The sequence below is a fragment of the Rhodopseudomonas sp. NSM genome, assembly GCF_052445935.1.
Classification (GTDB): domain Bacteria; phylum Pseudomonadota; class Alphaproteobacteria; order Rhizobiales; family Xanthobacteraceae; genus Rhodopseudomonas.
On sequence record NZ_JBQTCH010000001.1, the window covers coordinates 684269 to 699342 of the forward strand.

The 15074-nt window shown below is 67.0% G+C and carries 14 protein-coding genes; 4 read left to right on the top strand and 10 right to left on the bottom strand.

Annotated elements, in window-relative coordinates:
• Window positions 1-51: 51 nt before the first annotated feature.
• Window positions 52-915 (bottom strand): polyprenyl synthetase family protein, encoded by an 864-nt coding sequence (locus tag ACTZWT_RS03070; protein WP_011442881.1) that lies wholly within the window; start codon window positions 913-915, stop codon window positions 52-54.
• A 122-nt stretch (window positions 916-1037) separates the two neighbouring features.
• Here ACTZWT_RS03070 and crtD point away from each other — a divergent pair, with 122 nt between their 5' ends.
• A complete protein-coding gene (crtD, locus tag ACTZWT_RS03075) occupies window positions 1038-2588 on the top strand; it encodes a 1-hydroxycarotenoid 3,4-desaturase CrtD (RefSeq protein ID WP_444768239.1) in 1551 nt (516 codons plus the stop codon).
• A gap of 45 nt (window positions 2589-2633) precedes the next feature.
• Window positions 2634-3587, top strand: a complete 954-nt coding sequence (locus tag ACTZWT_RS03080) for a carotenoid 1,2-hydratase (protein WP_444768240.1) — start codon at window positions 2634-2636, stop codon at window positions 3585-3587.
• 52 nt (window positions 3588-3639) lie between these two features.
• On the opposite strand, the gene ACTZWT_RS03085 is transcribed toward ACTZWT_RS03080, so the two are convergent.
• The 7 genes from ACTZWT_RS03085 to ACTZWT_RS03115 form a co-directional block, all read right to left on the bottom strand.
• Window positions 3640-3792: a hypothetical protein gene (locus tag ACTZWT_RS03085; RefSeq protein ID WP_444768241.1), complete on the bottom strand. Its 153-nt coding sequence runs from the start codon at window positions 3790-3792 to the stop codon at window positions 3640-3642.
• Window positions 3789-3923, bottom strand: a complete 135-nt coding sequence (locus tag ACTZWT_RS03090) for a hypothetical protein (RefSeq protein ID WP_444768242.1) — start codon at window positions 3921-3923, stop codon at window positions 3789-3791. The genes ACTZWT_RS03085 and ACTZWT_RS03090 overlap by 4 nt, the downstream gene beginning before the upstream one ends.
• A gap of 223 nt (window positions 3924-4146) precedes the next feature.
• Window positions 4147-5058, bottom strand: coding sequence for an oxygen-dependent coproporphyrinogen oxidase (gene hemF, locus ACTZWT_RS03095; protein WP_444768243.1), 912 nt, complete (start codon window positions 5056-5058; stop codon window positions 4147-4149).
• Between the two features lie 236 nt (window positions 5059-5294).
• Window positions 5295-6344 carry a phytoene/squalene synthase family protein gene (locus tag ACTZWT_RS03100; protein WP_444768244.1) on the bottom strand — a complete coding sequence of 350 codons (1050 nt, stop codon included), beginning with the start codon at window positions 6342-6344 and terminating at the stop codon, window positions 5295-5297.
• Entirely contained in the window at window positions 6341-7876 is a 1536-nt protein-coding gene (locus tag ACTZWT_RS03105; RefSeq protein WP_444768245.1) for a phytoene desaturase, read from the bottom strand. Before ACTZWT_RS03105 ends, ACTZWT_RS03100 begins: the two co-directional genes overlap by 4 nt.
• Before the next feature lie 77 nt (window positions 7877-7953).
• Complete coding sequence (gene bchO / locus ACTZWT_RS03110; protein ID WP_444768246.1) at window positions 7954-8844, bottom strand: alpha/beta fold hydrolase BchO; 891 nt, start codon at window positions 8842-8844, stop codon at window positions 7954-7956.
• Window positions 8845-8853: 9 nt separating this feature from the next.
• Window positions 8854-9807 carry an alpha/beta fold hydrolase gene (locus ACTZWT_RS03115; protein ID WP_444768247.1) on the bottom strand — a complete coding sequence of 318 codons (954 nt, stop codon included), beginning with the start codon at window positions 9805-9807 and terminating at the stop codon, window positions 8854-8856.
• Between the two features lie 126 nt (window positions 9808-9933).
• On the opposite strand from ACTZWT_RS03115, the gene hemE reads away from it, so the two are divergent.
• The gene (hemE, locus tag ACTZWT_RS03120) at window positions 9934-10965 is read left to right on the top strand and encodes a uroporphyrinogen decarboxylase (protein WP_444768248.1); all 1032 of its coding nucleotides are present in this window, start codon (window positions 9934-9936) and stop codon (window positions 10963-10965) included.
• A gap of 344 nt (window positions 10966-11309) precedes the next feature.
• Entirely contained in the window at window positions 11310-12041 is a 732-nt protein-coding gene (locus tag ACTZWT_RS03125) for a PilZ domain-containing protein (RefSeq protein ID WP_444768249.1), read from the top strand.
• Window positions 12042-12287: 246 nt separating this feature from the next.
• Here ACTZWT_RS03125 and ACTZWT_RS03130 read toward each other — a convergent pair whose 3' ends face one another.
• Both ACTZWT_RS03130 and bchI read right to left on the bottom strand, forming a co-directional pair.
• Entirely contained in the window at window positions 12288-14048 is a 1761-nt protein-coding gene (locus ACTZWT_RS03130; RefSeq protein WP_444768250.1) for a magnesium chelatase subunit D, read from the bottom strand.
• On the bottom strand, window positions 14045-15067 hold the full coding sequence (gene bchI / locus ACTZWT_RS03135) for a magnesium chelatase ATPase subunit I (protein ID WP_444768251.1): 1023 nt from the start codon (window positions 15065-15067) through the stop codon (window positions 14045-14047). Before bchI ends, ACTZWT_RS03130 begins: the two co-directional genes overlap by 4 nt.
• Window positions 15068-15074: the final 7 nt, after the last annotated feature.

Genomic DNA, 15074 nt, shown 5'->3' on the forward strand with positions numbered 1-15074 from the left:
GTTCCTGCTACCACCGGCCGGCCGCCGAGGCCAAGCCGGGGCTTTGCCGGATCACGCCGCTGATTGCGCCAGCTTCGCCGGCACCAGCCGGGTGGCTTCCGACATGATCAGCGAGCGCAGCTCGTTGCCATTGGAACAGGGCGGCATCGCTTCGACCGCCCCGCGCACCAGCGACTTCAGATGATACACCGCGCCGTCGATGCCCATTTCGCGCACCGCGCTCGGGCGATCATGGGCGACGTCCTGGCCGACCGGCTTGCCGATCTCGTCTTCATCCGCGGCGGCGTCGCGCAGATCGTCGGCGACCTGATAGGCCTCGCCGATCTTCTCGCCGACCATCCGCCACGGCTCGGGATCGGCGCCGGCCGAGGCCGCACCGGCCGCGGTAGCGGCGACGAACAATGCACCGGTCTTGGAGCGGTGATAGTGCGCAAGGTTGATTTCGGATTCGCATTCCCAGGCCTGTCCGGCGACGATGCCGAGCGGCACGCCGACGGCGCTGCCGATCACCTGGGTGAGCTTCAGCAGCCGGTCGGGCGCGCAATTGACGCGGGCGATGGTCTGGAACGCCAGCACGATCAATGCGTCGCCGGTCAGTACCGCGAGCGGCTCGCCGAACGCCTTGTGCACCGAGGGACGGCCGCGGCGGATATCGGCGCCGTCGAAACAGGGCAGATCGTCATGCACCAGCGAGGCGCAATGCATCAATTCGAGGGCTGCGCCGGCCGCTTCGGTCGCCGGATTGTCGTCGCCACAGGCTGCGGCAACGCTGTGACAAAGTCGGGGCCGAACCCGGGCACCGCGCGGGAACACGGCGCTGCGCATTGCAGCCGCCAGCCGGGGCGGGCATCCTGCCAGATCCGCCTGGCTGAGCGCCTCGGTGAGGGCACGCTCGATCCGATTGGTGACATCCATGGCAGACTCCCGCTCTAAGCGCAGCAAGTGTCAATTTAACTTGTCATGCGCGACTGTAAATTATTATGGACACGTGTCAATGACATGGCGCAATGACACTTAAGGCCAAGCGGGAGTCGGAATTGAGAGATCAGACCGCAAGGAATCGCGTGGTGGTGATCGGTGCCGGCGTGGCCGGACTGACCTCCGCCCTGGCGCTGTCGGCGCGCGGTCTCGATGTCACCGTGGTGGAGCGCGCCGCGGCGCCCGGCGGCAAGATCCGCGAGGTGAGCATCGGGCCGGCGCGGATCGACAGCGGCCCGACCGTGTTCACCATGCGCTGGGTGTTCGAGGAGCTGTTCGCCAGCGCCGGGCTGAGTTTTTCCGACCATGTCCGGCTGCGCCCGCTGTCGGTGCTGGCGCGGCACGCCTGGGACGACACCGCGCGGCTCGATCTGTTCGCCGACGAGGCCCGCTCCGTGGATGCGATCGGCGCCTTCGCGGGCAGCGCCGAAGCGAAGCGCTACAAGCAATTCTGCGCCGACAGCCGGCAGATCTACCAGATCCTGGAAAAGCCGTTCCTGCGCGCCACCGCGCCGAGCCTGCCCGGCCTTGCGACGGCGAACGGCCTCGGCGGGCTGCTGGAGCTGCGCAAGATCCGCCCCTTCACCACGATGTGGAGCGCGCTCGGCGATTACTTCAAGGATCCGCGGCTGCGGCAATTGTTCGGGCGCTATGCGACCTATTGCGGATCGTCGCCGTTTCAGGCGCCGGCGACGCTGATGCTGGTCGCGCATGTCGAGCAGCAGGGCGTCTGGATCATCGAGGGCGGGATGCATGCGCTGGCGCGCGCGCTCGCCGATTGCGCGGCGTCGCTGGGCGCGACCATCCGCTATGATCAGGACGTCCGCGAGATCATGGTCTCGGGCGGCCGCGCCGCCGGGGTGATCCTGGCGAATGGCGAGCGCATCGAGGCGCAATCGGTGATCGTCAACGCCGATGTCGGCGCCCTGCCCGGCGGCCTGTTCGGCGACAAGGTGCAACGCGCGGTGGCGCCGCTGGCGCCGAAGCTGCGGTCGCTGTCGGCGATGACCTGGAGCATGGTGGCGAAGACCGAGGGTTTTCCGCTGAGCCGGCATTCGGTGTTCTTCTCGCGCGACTATGTGCGCGAATTCACCGACATCTTCCAGCGCGGCGAGGTGCCGACCGAGCCGACCGTCTATGTCTGTGGTCAGGACCGCATCGACAACGAGGCAATGCTCGGCGACGGCGGCGAGGAAGAACTGCTGGTGCTGGTCAACGCGCCGCCCGTCGGCGACCGCAAGCCGTTCGACCAGGCCGAGATCGCGCGCTGCGCCGAACGGACCTTCGGCGTGCTGGAGCGCTGCGGCTTGCGCATCCGCCAGCAGCCTGACAAAACCACCGTGACGACGCCGGCGGATTTCAACCGGCTGTTTCCGGCGACCGGCGGCGCGCTGTACGGCCGCGCCTCGCACGGCTGGACCGCCTCATTCGAGCGCCCCGGCGCACGGACGAAGATCCCCGGCCTGTATCTCGCCGGCGGCAGCACCCATCCGGGTCCCGGCGTGCCGATGGCCGGCCTCTCCGGCCGCGCCGCGGCGGCGAGCCTGGTCGCCGATATCGAGGCCGAACTGCAGGGGCTGCGGCCGACGCTGCGGCCGGCCGCCACCTGAACCGACGCGCAGATATCAAGCGCACGAACCAAAGCACACGCATCGATGATTGCCTGGCCCAACGAGACCGACGAACGCCGCGCCGGATTCAACCTCGACGTTCCGCCCAATGGCTACGCCTGGTGGTATGTCGACGCGATCAGCGACGACGGCCGCGAGGGTCTCACCATCATCGCCTTCATCGGCAGCGTGTTCTCGCCCTACTACGCGTTCGCGCGGCGCGGCGCGGCCGCCGATCCGCTGAACCATTGTGCGCTCAACGTCGCGCTGTATCACAGCGACAGCAAGCGCTGGACCATGACCGAGCGGTCGCGCGGCCGGGTCGCGCGCAATCTCCATTCGCTGCTGATCGGGCCGAGCGACCTCGCCTGGGACGGCCGTGCGCTGACCATCAACATCAACGAAGTCCGCGCGCCGATCCCCGGCCGGATCAAGGGCCGCGTCCGGGTGATTCCGACGACGCTGACCAGGGATTTCTTCGTGCTGAACGAAGACGGCAACCACCGCTGGTGGCCGATCGCGCCGCGCTCGCGGATCGAGGTGACGCTGGAGCAGCCGAAGCTGTCGTGGCAGGGCGAGGCCTATCTCGACTGCAATGCCGGCGATGCGCCGATCGAGACCGGCTTCCGGCATTGGGAATGGGCGCGCGGCGCGCTGCGCGACAAGACCGCGATCCTGTACGAGGCCGAGCGCCGCGACGGCAGCCGCGTCGACCTCGCGATCACCTTCGACGCGCAAGGCAACATGGAACGCTTCACCCCGCCGCCACTGCTGCCGCTGCCGCGCTCCGGCTGGCAGGTCAGTCGCAGCGCCCGCAGCGAAGCGGGCGCGCGCGTGATCCGGACACTCGAAGACGCCCCGTTCTACGCCCGCTCGATGGTCGAGACGACGCTGCTCGGCGAGAAGGTGACGCTGATGCACGAAAGCCTGTCGCTGGATCGATTCAAAATGCCGGTGGTGCAAGCGATGCTGCCGTTCCGGATGCCAAGGAGGAAGTGATGGGGCGAGCCGTTTTCGTGAATGGCCGGGACGGAGCCCGGCTATGACGGAGTCAGTGCTCCTCTGGGAGGCTCTTGGTCTTCGCCTTCTCCGCCTCGCGCTTTTTGTCCAGCCGCTTGCCTTGCCATTCGAGAATCAGCCAGCTCGCGACGAACATTGCGAGCATCAGGAATTCGAAGTAATTGAAGGCGCTGTCGCTGGTCATGGCTGCTCCTTCTTCTCGCGTTCGGCGCGGGCGCGGTCGAGGCGTTTGCCCTGGCGTTCGAGCACGAACCAGCCGACCGCGAGGCAGGCGAACACCAGGATCAGTTCGATCAGTCCGTAATAGTCTTCCATCGCCGTCTCCCGCGATGCGCCGGTTGCGATCAAGTCGGATCGAGAGCATCAAACTACGACTTATTCACCTGTCCGCCATGCCGAGCGTCATCCTGAGGTGCGAGCGCAGCGAGCCTCGAAGGATGGGCCGCGCTCGCTTCCGCATCCTTCGAGGCTCGCCCTGCGGGCGAGCGCCTCAGGATGACGCAGTGCGAGTCGAGAGCACCGGTCTTACTCGCCAGCATCAGCTCCAGCTCACCAGCGGCGGCATCGAGCTCATGATGGTCTCGGTGTTGCCGCCGGTCTGCAGGCCGAACATCGTGCCCTTGTCGTACAACAGGTTGAACTCGACATAGAGTCCGCGGCAGGCGAGCTGCTGCGCGCGCTCTTCGTCCGTCCACGGCTCGACCATGCGCTTGCGCACGATCTTCGGATAGATCTCGAGCAATGCCGCGCCGACGTCGCGGGTGAAGGCGAAGTCGCGCTCGAAATCGCCGCTGTTCAGGTGATCGTAGAAGATGCCGCCGACGCCGCGCGCGGTGCCGCGATGCGGCAGGAAGAAGTAGGTGTCGGCCCACGGCTTGAATTTCGCGTAGTAGTCCGGATCGTGGGCGTCGCAGGCGGCCTTCATGGCGGCGTGGAACATCACGGCGTCCTCGGCCTCCTGCGTTCGCTGCTCCGGCAGCATCGGCGTCAGATCCGCGCCGCCGCCGAACCAGCCCTGCGACGTCGAGAGAAACCGCGTGTTCATGTGCACGGTGGGGACCCGCGGACTGCGCGGATGCATGATCAGGCTGATGCTGGTCGAGACGTAGTCGCGCGTGACGCCGTCGCCGGGCAGGCTCTTCGCCATCTCCGGCGTCAGCGTGCCGTTGGCCGATGAGGTGTGGATGCCGATTTTTTCGAACAGCCGACCGTTCGACAGGAAACCGCCGACACCGCCGCCGGCGCCGGTCTTGCGCTGCCACGGCCTGTAGCTGAACGTCGCGGGCTCGCCGGGAAACAATTCGGCCGGCGCCTCGCGCTCGAGCGTTTCGATCTCGGCGCAGATCCGGTCGCGCAGTCCTTCGAACCAGGCGCGCGCGCGGCTGCGCCGGGCTTCCACCGGGTCATCCGAGGCAGCGGGCGTGCGGTCGAGGTCGGTATCGATGGTCATGGCGATGATCCGTTGCGCAGGTGAGCATCGGTATCACGCCAGTGTGGCGGCTTCGAGAGTTTTTGCAAATGGGTGGCGGCTGAGGCGGCCCTATTGGAGCAAGGCCGCACACCACACTCGGCGTCATGGCCGGGCTTCGTCCCGGCCATCCACGGGTCCGGGGCACGGCGCAAGCATCGTTCGTGGATGCCCGGGACGAGCCCGGGCATGACGAAGGTTGTTACAAGTTGACCGAACTACACCCGGCTGCGCTGCAGCATCTGGTCGCGGCGTTCCAGCCTGGTGAACAGGTCGACCAGCCAGGCGACCTTCTGCTCGATCGGCTTGACGCGCGGGACCGCCGGCACATCGCGGACCGGGTGGGCGATCACGGCATCGATCAGGAAGCGGGTTTCTTCCATGTCGCCGAGCCGCGTCGCGAGATACTTCGCCGGCGCCCATTCGGTTTCCTGGAACGCCAGCATCCGCGACAGCACCGCGAGCTTGCGCCCGGTCGAGACCACGGCGCGCGACGACACCGAATCCAGCCCGGAGCGCTCGACCTCGCGGCCGATCTCGGCGTAGAGCGCACGCGCCGCGAAGATGCCGGGACGGCACGAGCGCGGCAGGTTGGCGATGCCGAGCGTGGCGCGATCATACAACGTGTCCGCAGTGTCGATCAGCCGCTTGACGATGCCGGCGATCTCCGGCGTGAATTTCGGGTCGGCGAGCCACTTGTCCGGATCGAGCCCGGCTTCGCGCATCCACGACAGCGGCATGTAGATGCGGCCGTTGCGGGCGTCCTCGCCGATGTCGCGGGCGATGTTGGTGAGCTGCATCGCGCAGCCGAGATCGCAGGCGCGCGCGACGATGTCCGGCCGGCGCTGCCCCATCACCAGTGTCATCATCACGCCGACGGTGCCGGCGACGCGCGCCGCATAGCCGTAGAGATCCGACAGCGTCTCGAAGCGGCGGCCCTGCGAATCCCATTCGAGGCCTTCGATCAGCGCCTCGGGAATCGCCGGCGGAATCGAGAAGCGCGCGATCACGTCGGCGAAGGCGCGGTCCGACGGATACGGCCGCGGCAGGCCGCGGCAGGCGCGATCGAGCCGGTCCTTCAGCACTTCGACCGCATTGCTGCGATCGAGGCCGAGATCGACGGCGTCGTCGGCGACGCGACAGAACGCGTAGAGCGCGATCGCCGGATCGCTGATCCGGCGCGGCAGCACCTTCGAGGCGGCGTGGAAGGTGCGCGAACCTTCCTTGATCATCACGCGGCAGGCCAGCATATCGGAATGTACGGTCATGACGTCACCAGACTGTCGGCCTCGGGGACCAGGGAATCGAGCACGCGCGCCGAGGACAACACCCCGGGAAGACCGGCGCCGGGATGCGTTCCGGCGCCGACCAGATACAAATTCCTGACGTCTTCGCTCTGGTTGTGCGGCCTGAACCAGGCGCTCTGCCACAGCACCGGCTCGAGCCCGAACGCGGCGCCGCGGAACGACGACAGCCGGTCCTGGAAATCCAGCGGCGTGGTGATCTTCGAGGTCACCACCTGATTTTCGAGATCGGGCAGCACAGTGGCGCCGAGCATCCTGGCGATCGAGGCGCGATAGCTCTCGGCCTTGGTGGTCCAGTCGACGTCGCCGAGCAGGTTGGGCACCGGCGACAGCACGTAGAACGTATCGCAGCCGGGCGGCGCCAGCGACGGATCGGTCGCGGTCGGGCGATGCATGTACAGGCTGAAATCATCGGCGACGATCTTGCGCGAGAAGATGTCGGTGATCAGCTCCTTGTAGCGCGGCCCGAGCAGGATGGTGTGATGCTTGACGTCGTCGTAGCGCCGCTTGGTGCCGAAGTACCAGACGAACAGGCCCATCGAGTAGCGCGAGCGTTCGATCTTGGCGTCGGTCCAGCGCTTGCGGGTCTCCGGCGCCAGCAGATAGCGATAGGTCGAGGCCGAATCGGCGTTCGACACCACGATGTCGGCCTTGATCATCTCGCCGTCGGCGAGCTCGACGCCGCGGGCGGCGCCGTTTTCGACCACGATGCGGCGGACGTCCTGCTGGTAGCGGATTTCGTTGCCCTGGCCTTCGATCAGCTTCGCGAGCCCGGTCACCAGACTGCCGGTGCCGCCCATCGCGGAATGCACGCCCCACTGCTTCTCGAGGTAGGTGATCAGGCAGTACACCGAACTCGACATGAACGGATTGCCGCCGATCAGCAGCGGATGGAAGCTGAACACTTGCCGAAGCTTCGGATCCTTGAAGTGCTTGGCGACCAGGCCGAAGACGCTGCGATAGCTCTCCAGCTTGATCATGTCCGGCGCGATCTTCAGCATGTCGGTGAAGCGGCTGAACGCCTGATCGCCGAGCTGCTCGAAGCCGACCTTGAAGATCGCTTGCGACGCCGCCATGAAGCGGTCGTAGGCCGGGACGTCGTCGGGACAGAATTTCGCGATCTGGTCCAGCACCGCGTCGCGGTCGTCGGAATAATCGAAGAAGGTGCCGTCGTCGAAGCGGATGCGATAGAACGGCGACATCGGCTTCAGCGTGACGTCGTCCGACATCCGCTTGCCGCAAAGCGTCCACAGCTCCTCGAACAGATACGGCGCGGTGACGATGGTCGGGCCGGCGTCGAAAGTGAAGCCGTCCTGCTTGTGGACGTAGGCGCGGCCGCCGGGCGCATCGAGCTTTTCGAGAACGGTGACCCGGTACCCTTTGGCGCCGAGCCGTACCGCAGCGGCGAGACCGCCGAAGCCGGAGCCGATCACCACCGCATGCGGTGCCTGATCGCGTGGAAGACGAGGAGAGGGTTTCAGACCGGGATCGAGCATGATGACCACTGTAACGAAAAATTGACATCCGAACCAGTCCAAATGTGTAATGCGAACGTTACACCGCTGTCTTTGATCTATTCGACATTTTTCCCGGCCCCACGACAATATCGCTCGATCAGCGCCGCGATCAAATCCGGCCGCTCCTCATGGGCCAGATGGCCCAGCCCCGGGATCCGCTCGATCACGGCTTTCGGCTGAATTTCCAGGACCTTGCGGGCGACCGACGGCGGAATCGCGCGGTCGCCGTCGGCCGCGACCAGCACCAGTTGCGGCTTCAGATTCGGCAGCGCCTTCAGCAGCGGCTCGAGATCCCAGTTCGCCATCATCCGCAGCGCGGCGGCGACATGGCCCGAGTTTCCAACCAGTTTTCCGTATAATTTCAGTCCGACCGGATCGAGCGTCGAGCCGGTGTTGCCGATCAGCCGCTCGACCGCGGCGCGGCTGCCGGCCTGCCAGGCGAAGAAGCCGGGGACGAACGGATTCAGCACCAGCATCTTGGCCAGCGGCGAGAAGATGTTCGCCGCCGGGCCGCCATAGGGCAGAAACGCGCCGTTGAGGCTGATCAGCAGCTTTGGGGTGATGCTGCCGTCGAGGCACATCCGCGCCGCGATCGCAGCACCCGCGGAGTGCCCGACCACGACCTGCGGCGAGACGCCGAGCACCCGCAGCAGCGCGGCGAGATCGCCGGCCATGCCCGGCAGCGACAGCCGGTGCGCGCGCGGCGACTGGGTGAAGCCGTGGCCGGGCAGGTCCGGCGCGACGACGCGAAAATGCTGCGCCAGCAGCGGCGCGAGACCGCGCCAGGAATGCGACGCCGCGCCGGTGCCGTGGATCAGCAGCAGAGCCGGCGCATCCGCCGGCCCCATCAGCTGGACGTGCCAGCGAAAGCCGCCGGCCTCGACGAACCGGCTGGCCTCGCGGTGCGGCCAATCGGCGCCGTCCCGGCTCCAGACGAGCTCGCTCATCGCCTCGCCTCAGGCCGGCTGCTGCGCGACCCGGGCGAGGAATTCGTCGTAGGTGCGCAGGAATTCGTCGGGCATTTCGAAATGCGGCATCGCGCCGGTCTGGAACACGGTGATGGTCCAGTTCGGCCGGCCTTCGACCGTGCTCTTGTTGCCGTAGTCGACGAAATCGCCGCGCACGCCGTGCGACAGCCACGCCGGCATCTTCAGATCCTGATAGATCCGCAGGATGTCCTGGCTGAACAGATAGCCCGAGACGAAGTAATAAGGCGCGTGCTGCGCGCCGGGCTGATGCGTCGTCAGATAGTCGTAGTCGAGCAGGCCCTGATCGATGTTCGGCGAGCCGAAGGTCTTGCGCAGGAACCAGGCGATCACCGATTTCTTCGTCAGCAGGCCGAAGATTCCCTCGCCCCACAGCGGGTTCTCGAAGATCGCATGCAGCCATGGAATCGCCCGCGATCCCTTCACCCAGCGCACCTGCCGGCGATCGAAGCCGGTCGGGCTGATCAGCGCGACGCTGCGGAACGGCTTCGGCGCTTCATCGGCGGCGCGCCCGAGAAACTCACAGCCGAGCGACAGCGCGACCGCGTCGAACGGCGCGTCGCCGTGGATCTTCTGAATCTCGGCGACGACGGCATGGATCGCATCCGTCATCATCCGAATTGTGTATTGACGCTTGGCGCGCGAGGAATGACCAAAGCCCGGCAACTCGATCGCGTAGACCGGGCGGCTCCTGGCGTAGTGCTCGTAGATCGGTTTCATCTCGTAGGCCGATCCCGCCGCATTGATGCTGTGGACGAGAAGCATCGGCGGTTCGGACGAAGGCGTGGGCGGCGACGACGCCCAATAGGTCAGCCGGCCGGCGAGACTGTCGATGTCATGGCGCTCTCCGGAGACCGGTGCAGGAAGGTCCGGATTTTCGTTGCGCGTCGCGGTCGATCCGGGGGTGGGTGCGGTTGCGTTCATCTCGAAATTCCTGTTCGCGGCCGCTCCGGCCGCATCTCGACTTGGCCAAGACGGTGTGCGCAGTGTATCAGACCGTCAAGAACGCTTGTCGTATAACAATGGGTATCTCTCTTGACACAAAAACTGGTGACGAAACCGTTCATTGAGGTGCTTTCCGGCAACCGGCAGGCCTCTCCCCCGATGTGGATGATGCGGCAGGCCGGCCGTTACCTTCCGGAATACCGCGCGACTCGCGCCGAAGCCGGGAGCTTCCTCGACCTGTGCTTCAACGCCAAGCTCGCCGCCGAGGTGACGTTGCAGCCGATCCGGCGCTTCGGCTTCGACGCCGCGATCATCTTTTCGGATATCCTCGTGGTGCCCTACGCGCTCGGACGCGCGGTCCGCTTCGAGGTCGGCGAAGGCCCGCGGCTCGATCCGTTGAATTCGCCGGACCTGGTCGGCACGCTGAACGGCGCCATCGACCTGTCCAAGCTCGAACCGGTGTTCGAAGCCCTCCGCATCGTGCGCAGCGAGCTTGCGCCGGAAACCACGCTGATCGGCTTCTGCGGCGCGCCGTTCACGGTCGCGACCTATATGGTCGCCGGCCAGGGCACGTCGGACCAGCATCCGGCGCGGCTGATGGCGTATCAGCACCCCGGCGCCTTCGCCAAGATCATCGACGTGCTGGTCGAGAGCTCGATCCAGTATCTGCTCAAGCAGCTCGAGGCCGGCGCCGACGTGCTGCAGATCTTCGATACCTGGGGCGGCATCCTGCCGCCGCGCGAATTCGAGAAGTGGTGCATCGCGCCGACCCGCCGCATCGTCGAGGGCGTCCGCAAGGTCAGGCCCGACGCCAAGATCATCGGCTTCCCGCGCGGCGCCGGCGCGCTGCTGCCGGCCTTCATCGAACGCACCGGCGTCGACGCCGTGAGCATCGACTGGACCGCCGAGCCGAACCTGATCCGCGAACACGTGCAGAGCAAGGTCGCGGTTCAGGGCAACCTCGATCCGCTGCTGCTGATCGCCGGCGGTTCGGCGCTCGATCAGGGTGTGGACGACGTGCTGGAGAATTTCTCGGGCGGCCGTCACATCTTCAATCTCGGCCACGGCATCACGCCGGAGGCCCCGGTCGCGCATGTCGAGCAGATGGTGAAGCGGGTCCGCGCCTACAAAGGCTGAGACTTCGGCATCGACGATCGAAGCCGGCGCGCAAGCGCCGGCTTTTTTCGTGCCGCCTTGATATCGAGTTGAGTGACTGCGATGTGACGTCTGGAACCGCGCGTTCCCGCCGCGCATCACCGCTGGTAGCAGTTCCACCGGAATGACCGCACTGGCTGCAGCGATGCTCACCGCGCAGGCAGACGCTGCGGACAAATTCAACATGACAACAAAGCGCCCGGACAATCGCGCGGCCGCATAATCGTTCGATAACCACGGCGGAAGCCAATCCCAAAATGACTGGCCTTCGTAAATCCACGGGGATTAGTAGACGACGCAGCAAGCCCCCTGGAGGAGTTCAAGCCGTGTCCGTCCGGGCATTTCTCAAGCAACGCGCCGTCAACATCGCAGTCGGTGGCAATTACTCGCTGGCGAACTGGTACGACCAGAACGGCAAGCCGCGGAACTTCGCCTGCCGGACCAGCCGGGTGTCGCCGTTCCGGATGATCGTCGACGTGCCGGTCGTCGGCCGCGTCGGGGATTCGATCTCGTCGTATTTCAGCGATTTCGGCAAGCTCGACGGCCATATCAGCGACACCGTGCCGGGCGGGTTTCTGCTCGAACTGTCGGTCACCCGCGCGATGCGCGAGCGGCTGTCGAGCCAGCTGAGCTGGCTGGAAAAGAAGCTGAGCGACCCGGCGATCGTCGATGCCAGGGAGCAGGCGCGGATCGTCCCCGCCTGCCCGCATTCGAGCCTGATTCTCGCCGACGGCAGCATGCACACCTGCTTCGTCATCGACATGTCGATTTCGGGCGTCGCGGTGTCCGCCGACGTCCAGCCCGAGATCGGCACGCCGCTGGCGGTCGGCGGCTGCGTCGGACGCGTCGTGCGTCACCGCAACGATGGCTTCGCGGTGAAGTTCAGCGAATTGCAGAACCGCAGCGAGCTGGAGTGGCGCATCGCCCGGCCACCGGCGCGCAATTCCGTGGCCGAAGCACGCGTCGAACGACTCGCTGCGGAGAAGCCCTCGGAACAATGGACCGACGCGAAGCCGCGGAACGAGGACGGCAGCGGCACCTTCGTGCTGGACGCCTGAGCGGCGCTGTTCGCAATACGCTCTCGCATCCAGGGCAGTTCTGGCTCCGATGGAATCGGCATGGGCGTTCGGAGATACTCGCCACAGGCACAACCTCATGGTGAGGAGGCGCGCAGCGCCGTCTCGAACCATGGCCGCCGGGCATTGCGTCTCCCCATCCTTCGAGACGCCCGGCTTCGCCGGGCTCCTCAGGATGAGGAGTCAGTGCATCTGGCAAGGGCCATGTCGATCAATCGATGAGACGTTCTAGCGCGTCGCCGCAGTCACCGCCTTCGCCAGCACATTGGCGTCGGCGTAGGGCATCGGCAGATAGCGCGCGTCCATTTCCTTGGCGAAGGCTTCGGCCTGCGGCCCCGGCCGCGGCGACATGTCGATCACCACCGAGTTGATCGCGGCGACGCGGAATTGCCGCGCCGAGGCCTTGGCGTCTTCCTCGGCCTGCGGCCGCCCCGGCGCGCCGTCGCGGGCGATGTTGGCGCGGCCGTCGGTGAGTACGATCACCGTCGGGGTCTGGCCCTTGCGCTTGATCGAGTCGGCCAGCATGAAGGCGGCGTCGAGCCCGGCCGCGAGCGGCGTGCCGCCGCCGCCCGGCAGGCCGGCGAGGCTGCGCTTGGCGCGCGCCAGCGAGCGCGTCGGCGGCAGCAGGATCTCGGCGATACTCCCGCGGAACGCGATCATCGCCACCTGATCGCGGCGCACATAGCAATCGGCAAGTAACAACTCGACCGCGCCCTTGGCTTCGGCGAGGCGATGCAGCGCCGCCGAGCCGGAGGCGTCGACCACGAAGATGGTGATGGTCTCGGTGCGCTGCTTGAAGCGCGCGATCCGGAAATCGTCCTTCTCGACCAGAATCCGCGGCGCGCTACCACTGCGGCCTTCGGCCTGACGCCGGCGCAGCGGCTGCCAGGGGGCGGCGGCGCGAAGCGTCTCGATCACGTTGAGCTTGGAGCCGTCGCGCAATTCGCCGCGCACGCTGCCCGTGGGACGCCCGCGCTTCTTCGACTTCTGCAACTCGCCGGCCTTGCCGGCGGAGCGGGCGCGCGCGCGGCCGGCGGAGGCGCGCAGCGCTTCCAGCACGCCGGGCGGCATCGCGGCTTTCACCGCGGCGAGGATCACCTCGTCGAGCGCCTTGTCGATGTCCGGGGTCTGCTGTTCCTGATCGTTGTTGTCTTCCGAATTGTCTTCCGGCGGCGGCTCGGGCGGCGGCGGCTCGGCCTCGTCGGGCTGATCGGCCTGCGGAAACACGGTCGCGCGCGGCGCCAGCACCAGACGCGCGGCGAGCGTGATGTCGTCCTGCTCGATGATGACGCGGTCGAACAGCGCCGCACTCGCGCGCGCCGCGCGGATCGCCAGCAGCGGCGCCCGCAGCGAGATGATGCCGAGCGCGGCGGCGGCGGTGCAGATCGCCTCGATCTGCGCGCTCTCGACCTTGATCGAGGACAGTCGCGCACGCGCCGACATGATGTCGTCGAGTTGCACCGGGAAGTCCTCGGTGTCGCGCCAGGCGAACTGATCGAGATCCAGATGGAAGCCGAGCCGGTCGCGCAGGCCGGCCGGCGCAAATTCGTCTTCCAGCCCTTCGTCGAGCGCCACCACGCCGAACCGCGCCGGCATCCGCAGCGACAGGCCGTCGCGCTCGACCGCGGTCTCCTGCGCGTCCATCGCGGCGGTGAGATACACATTGGTCGAGGACTGCATCCGCTCGGCCATCGCCACCACCAGCACGCCGCCATCGGCTTCGGCGAGCAGGCCGCGCTCGGCGACCGGGCGGCCGGCCAGCAGCGTCGCCGACAGATCGAGGCCGCCGAGCAGGCGGCCATCGGCGATGTGCAGCGGCAGATTGCGATAGGGCCGATCAGGCGGCAGCGCGGCGCGCAGCGTCGCCAGCCAGCGGTCGCGCACCGGGCCGGCGCGCGAGCGCAGCAGCACGCCGCCGGTGCCGACCGGGTCCACCGCGAACAACTGCGCCGCGGTCACCGCATCGGACCATGCTGGCGAGATGCTCATCCGAAGATTTCAGCGAGCGCCCGATCGACACGAACGCTCGATCCGGCGTCGTCCAGAGGATTGCGGCGCAGACGATGCCGCAGCGCCGACGGCGCGATCCGCTTGAGGTGATCGTCGGTGACGATCTTGTCGTGCTCCAGCGCTGCCAAAGCGCGGGCCGCACGCATCAGGGTGAGTTCGCCGCGCAGGCCGTCGGTGCCGAGCGTCATGCAGAGCTTCGCGGCGCGCTCCAGCGCCGCGTCGGGGACGCTGACGTCGGGCAGCCGGTCCTTGGCCTGAGTGATCTTGCGCCGCAGCTTGGCTTCTTCCTTCGACCAGTGTTCGAGGAAAGCGGCCGAATCGTTCTCGAACGCATCGCGGCGGCGCACCACCTCGATCCGCTCCGGCAGCGTGTCCGGTGTCTTGACCTCGACCGACATGCCGAAGCGATCGAGCAGTTGCGGACGCAACTCGCCCTCTTCGGGGTTGCCGGTGCCGACCAGCACGAAGCGCGCCGGGTGGCGAATCGAGAGGCCTTCGCGCTCGACCACGTTCTCGCCGGAAGCGGCGACGTCGAGCAACAGATCGACCAGATGATCTTCGAGCAGATTGGCTTCGTCGATGTAGAGGAAGCCGCGATGCGCCCGCGCCAGCAGGCCCGGCTCGAACGCCTTCTCGCCCTTGGCCAGCGCGCGTTCGAGATCGAGCGCGCCGACGACGCGGTCCTCGGTGGCGCCGAGCGGCAGGTCTACCACCGGCACCGGCACCTGCGCGGTCTTGACCTTGCCGTGCTTGGCCTTCTCCTGACACTCCTCGCAAAACCGCGCCGGCAGATCCGGGTCGCAATTGTAGCGGCAGCCGACCACGGTCTTCATCTTCGGCAGCAAGGCGGCGAGTGCGCGCACCGCGGTCGACTTGCCGGCGCCGCGATCGCCGAAAGCCAGCACGCCGCCGACCTTCTGATCGATCGCCGCGATCAGCAGCGCGAGCTTCATCTCTTCCTGGCCGACGATGGCTGAGAACGGGAATACGGTCGCCATGGGATGG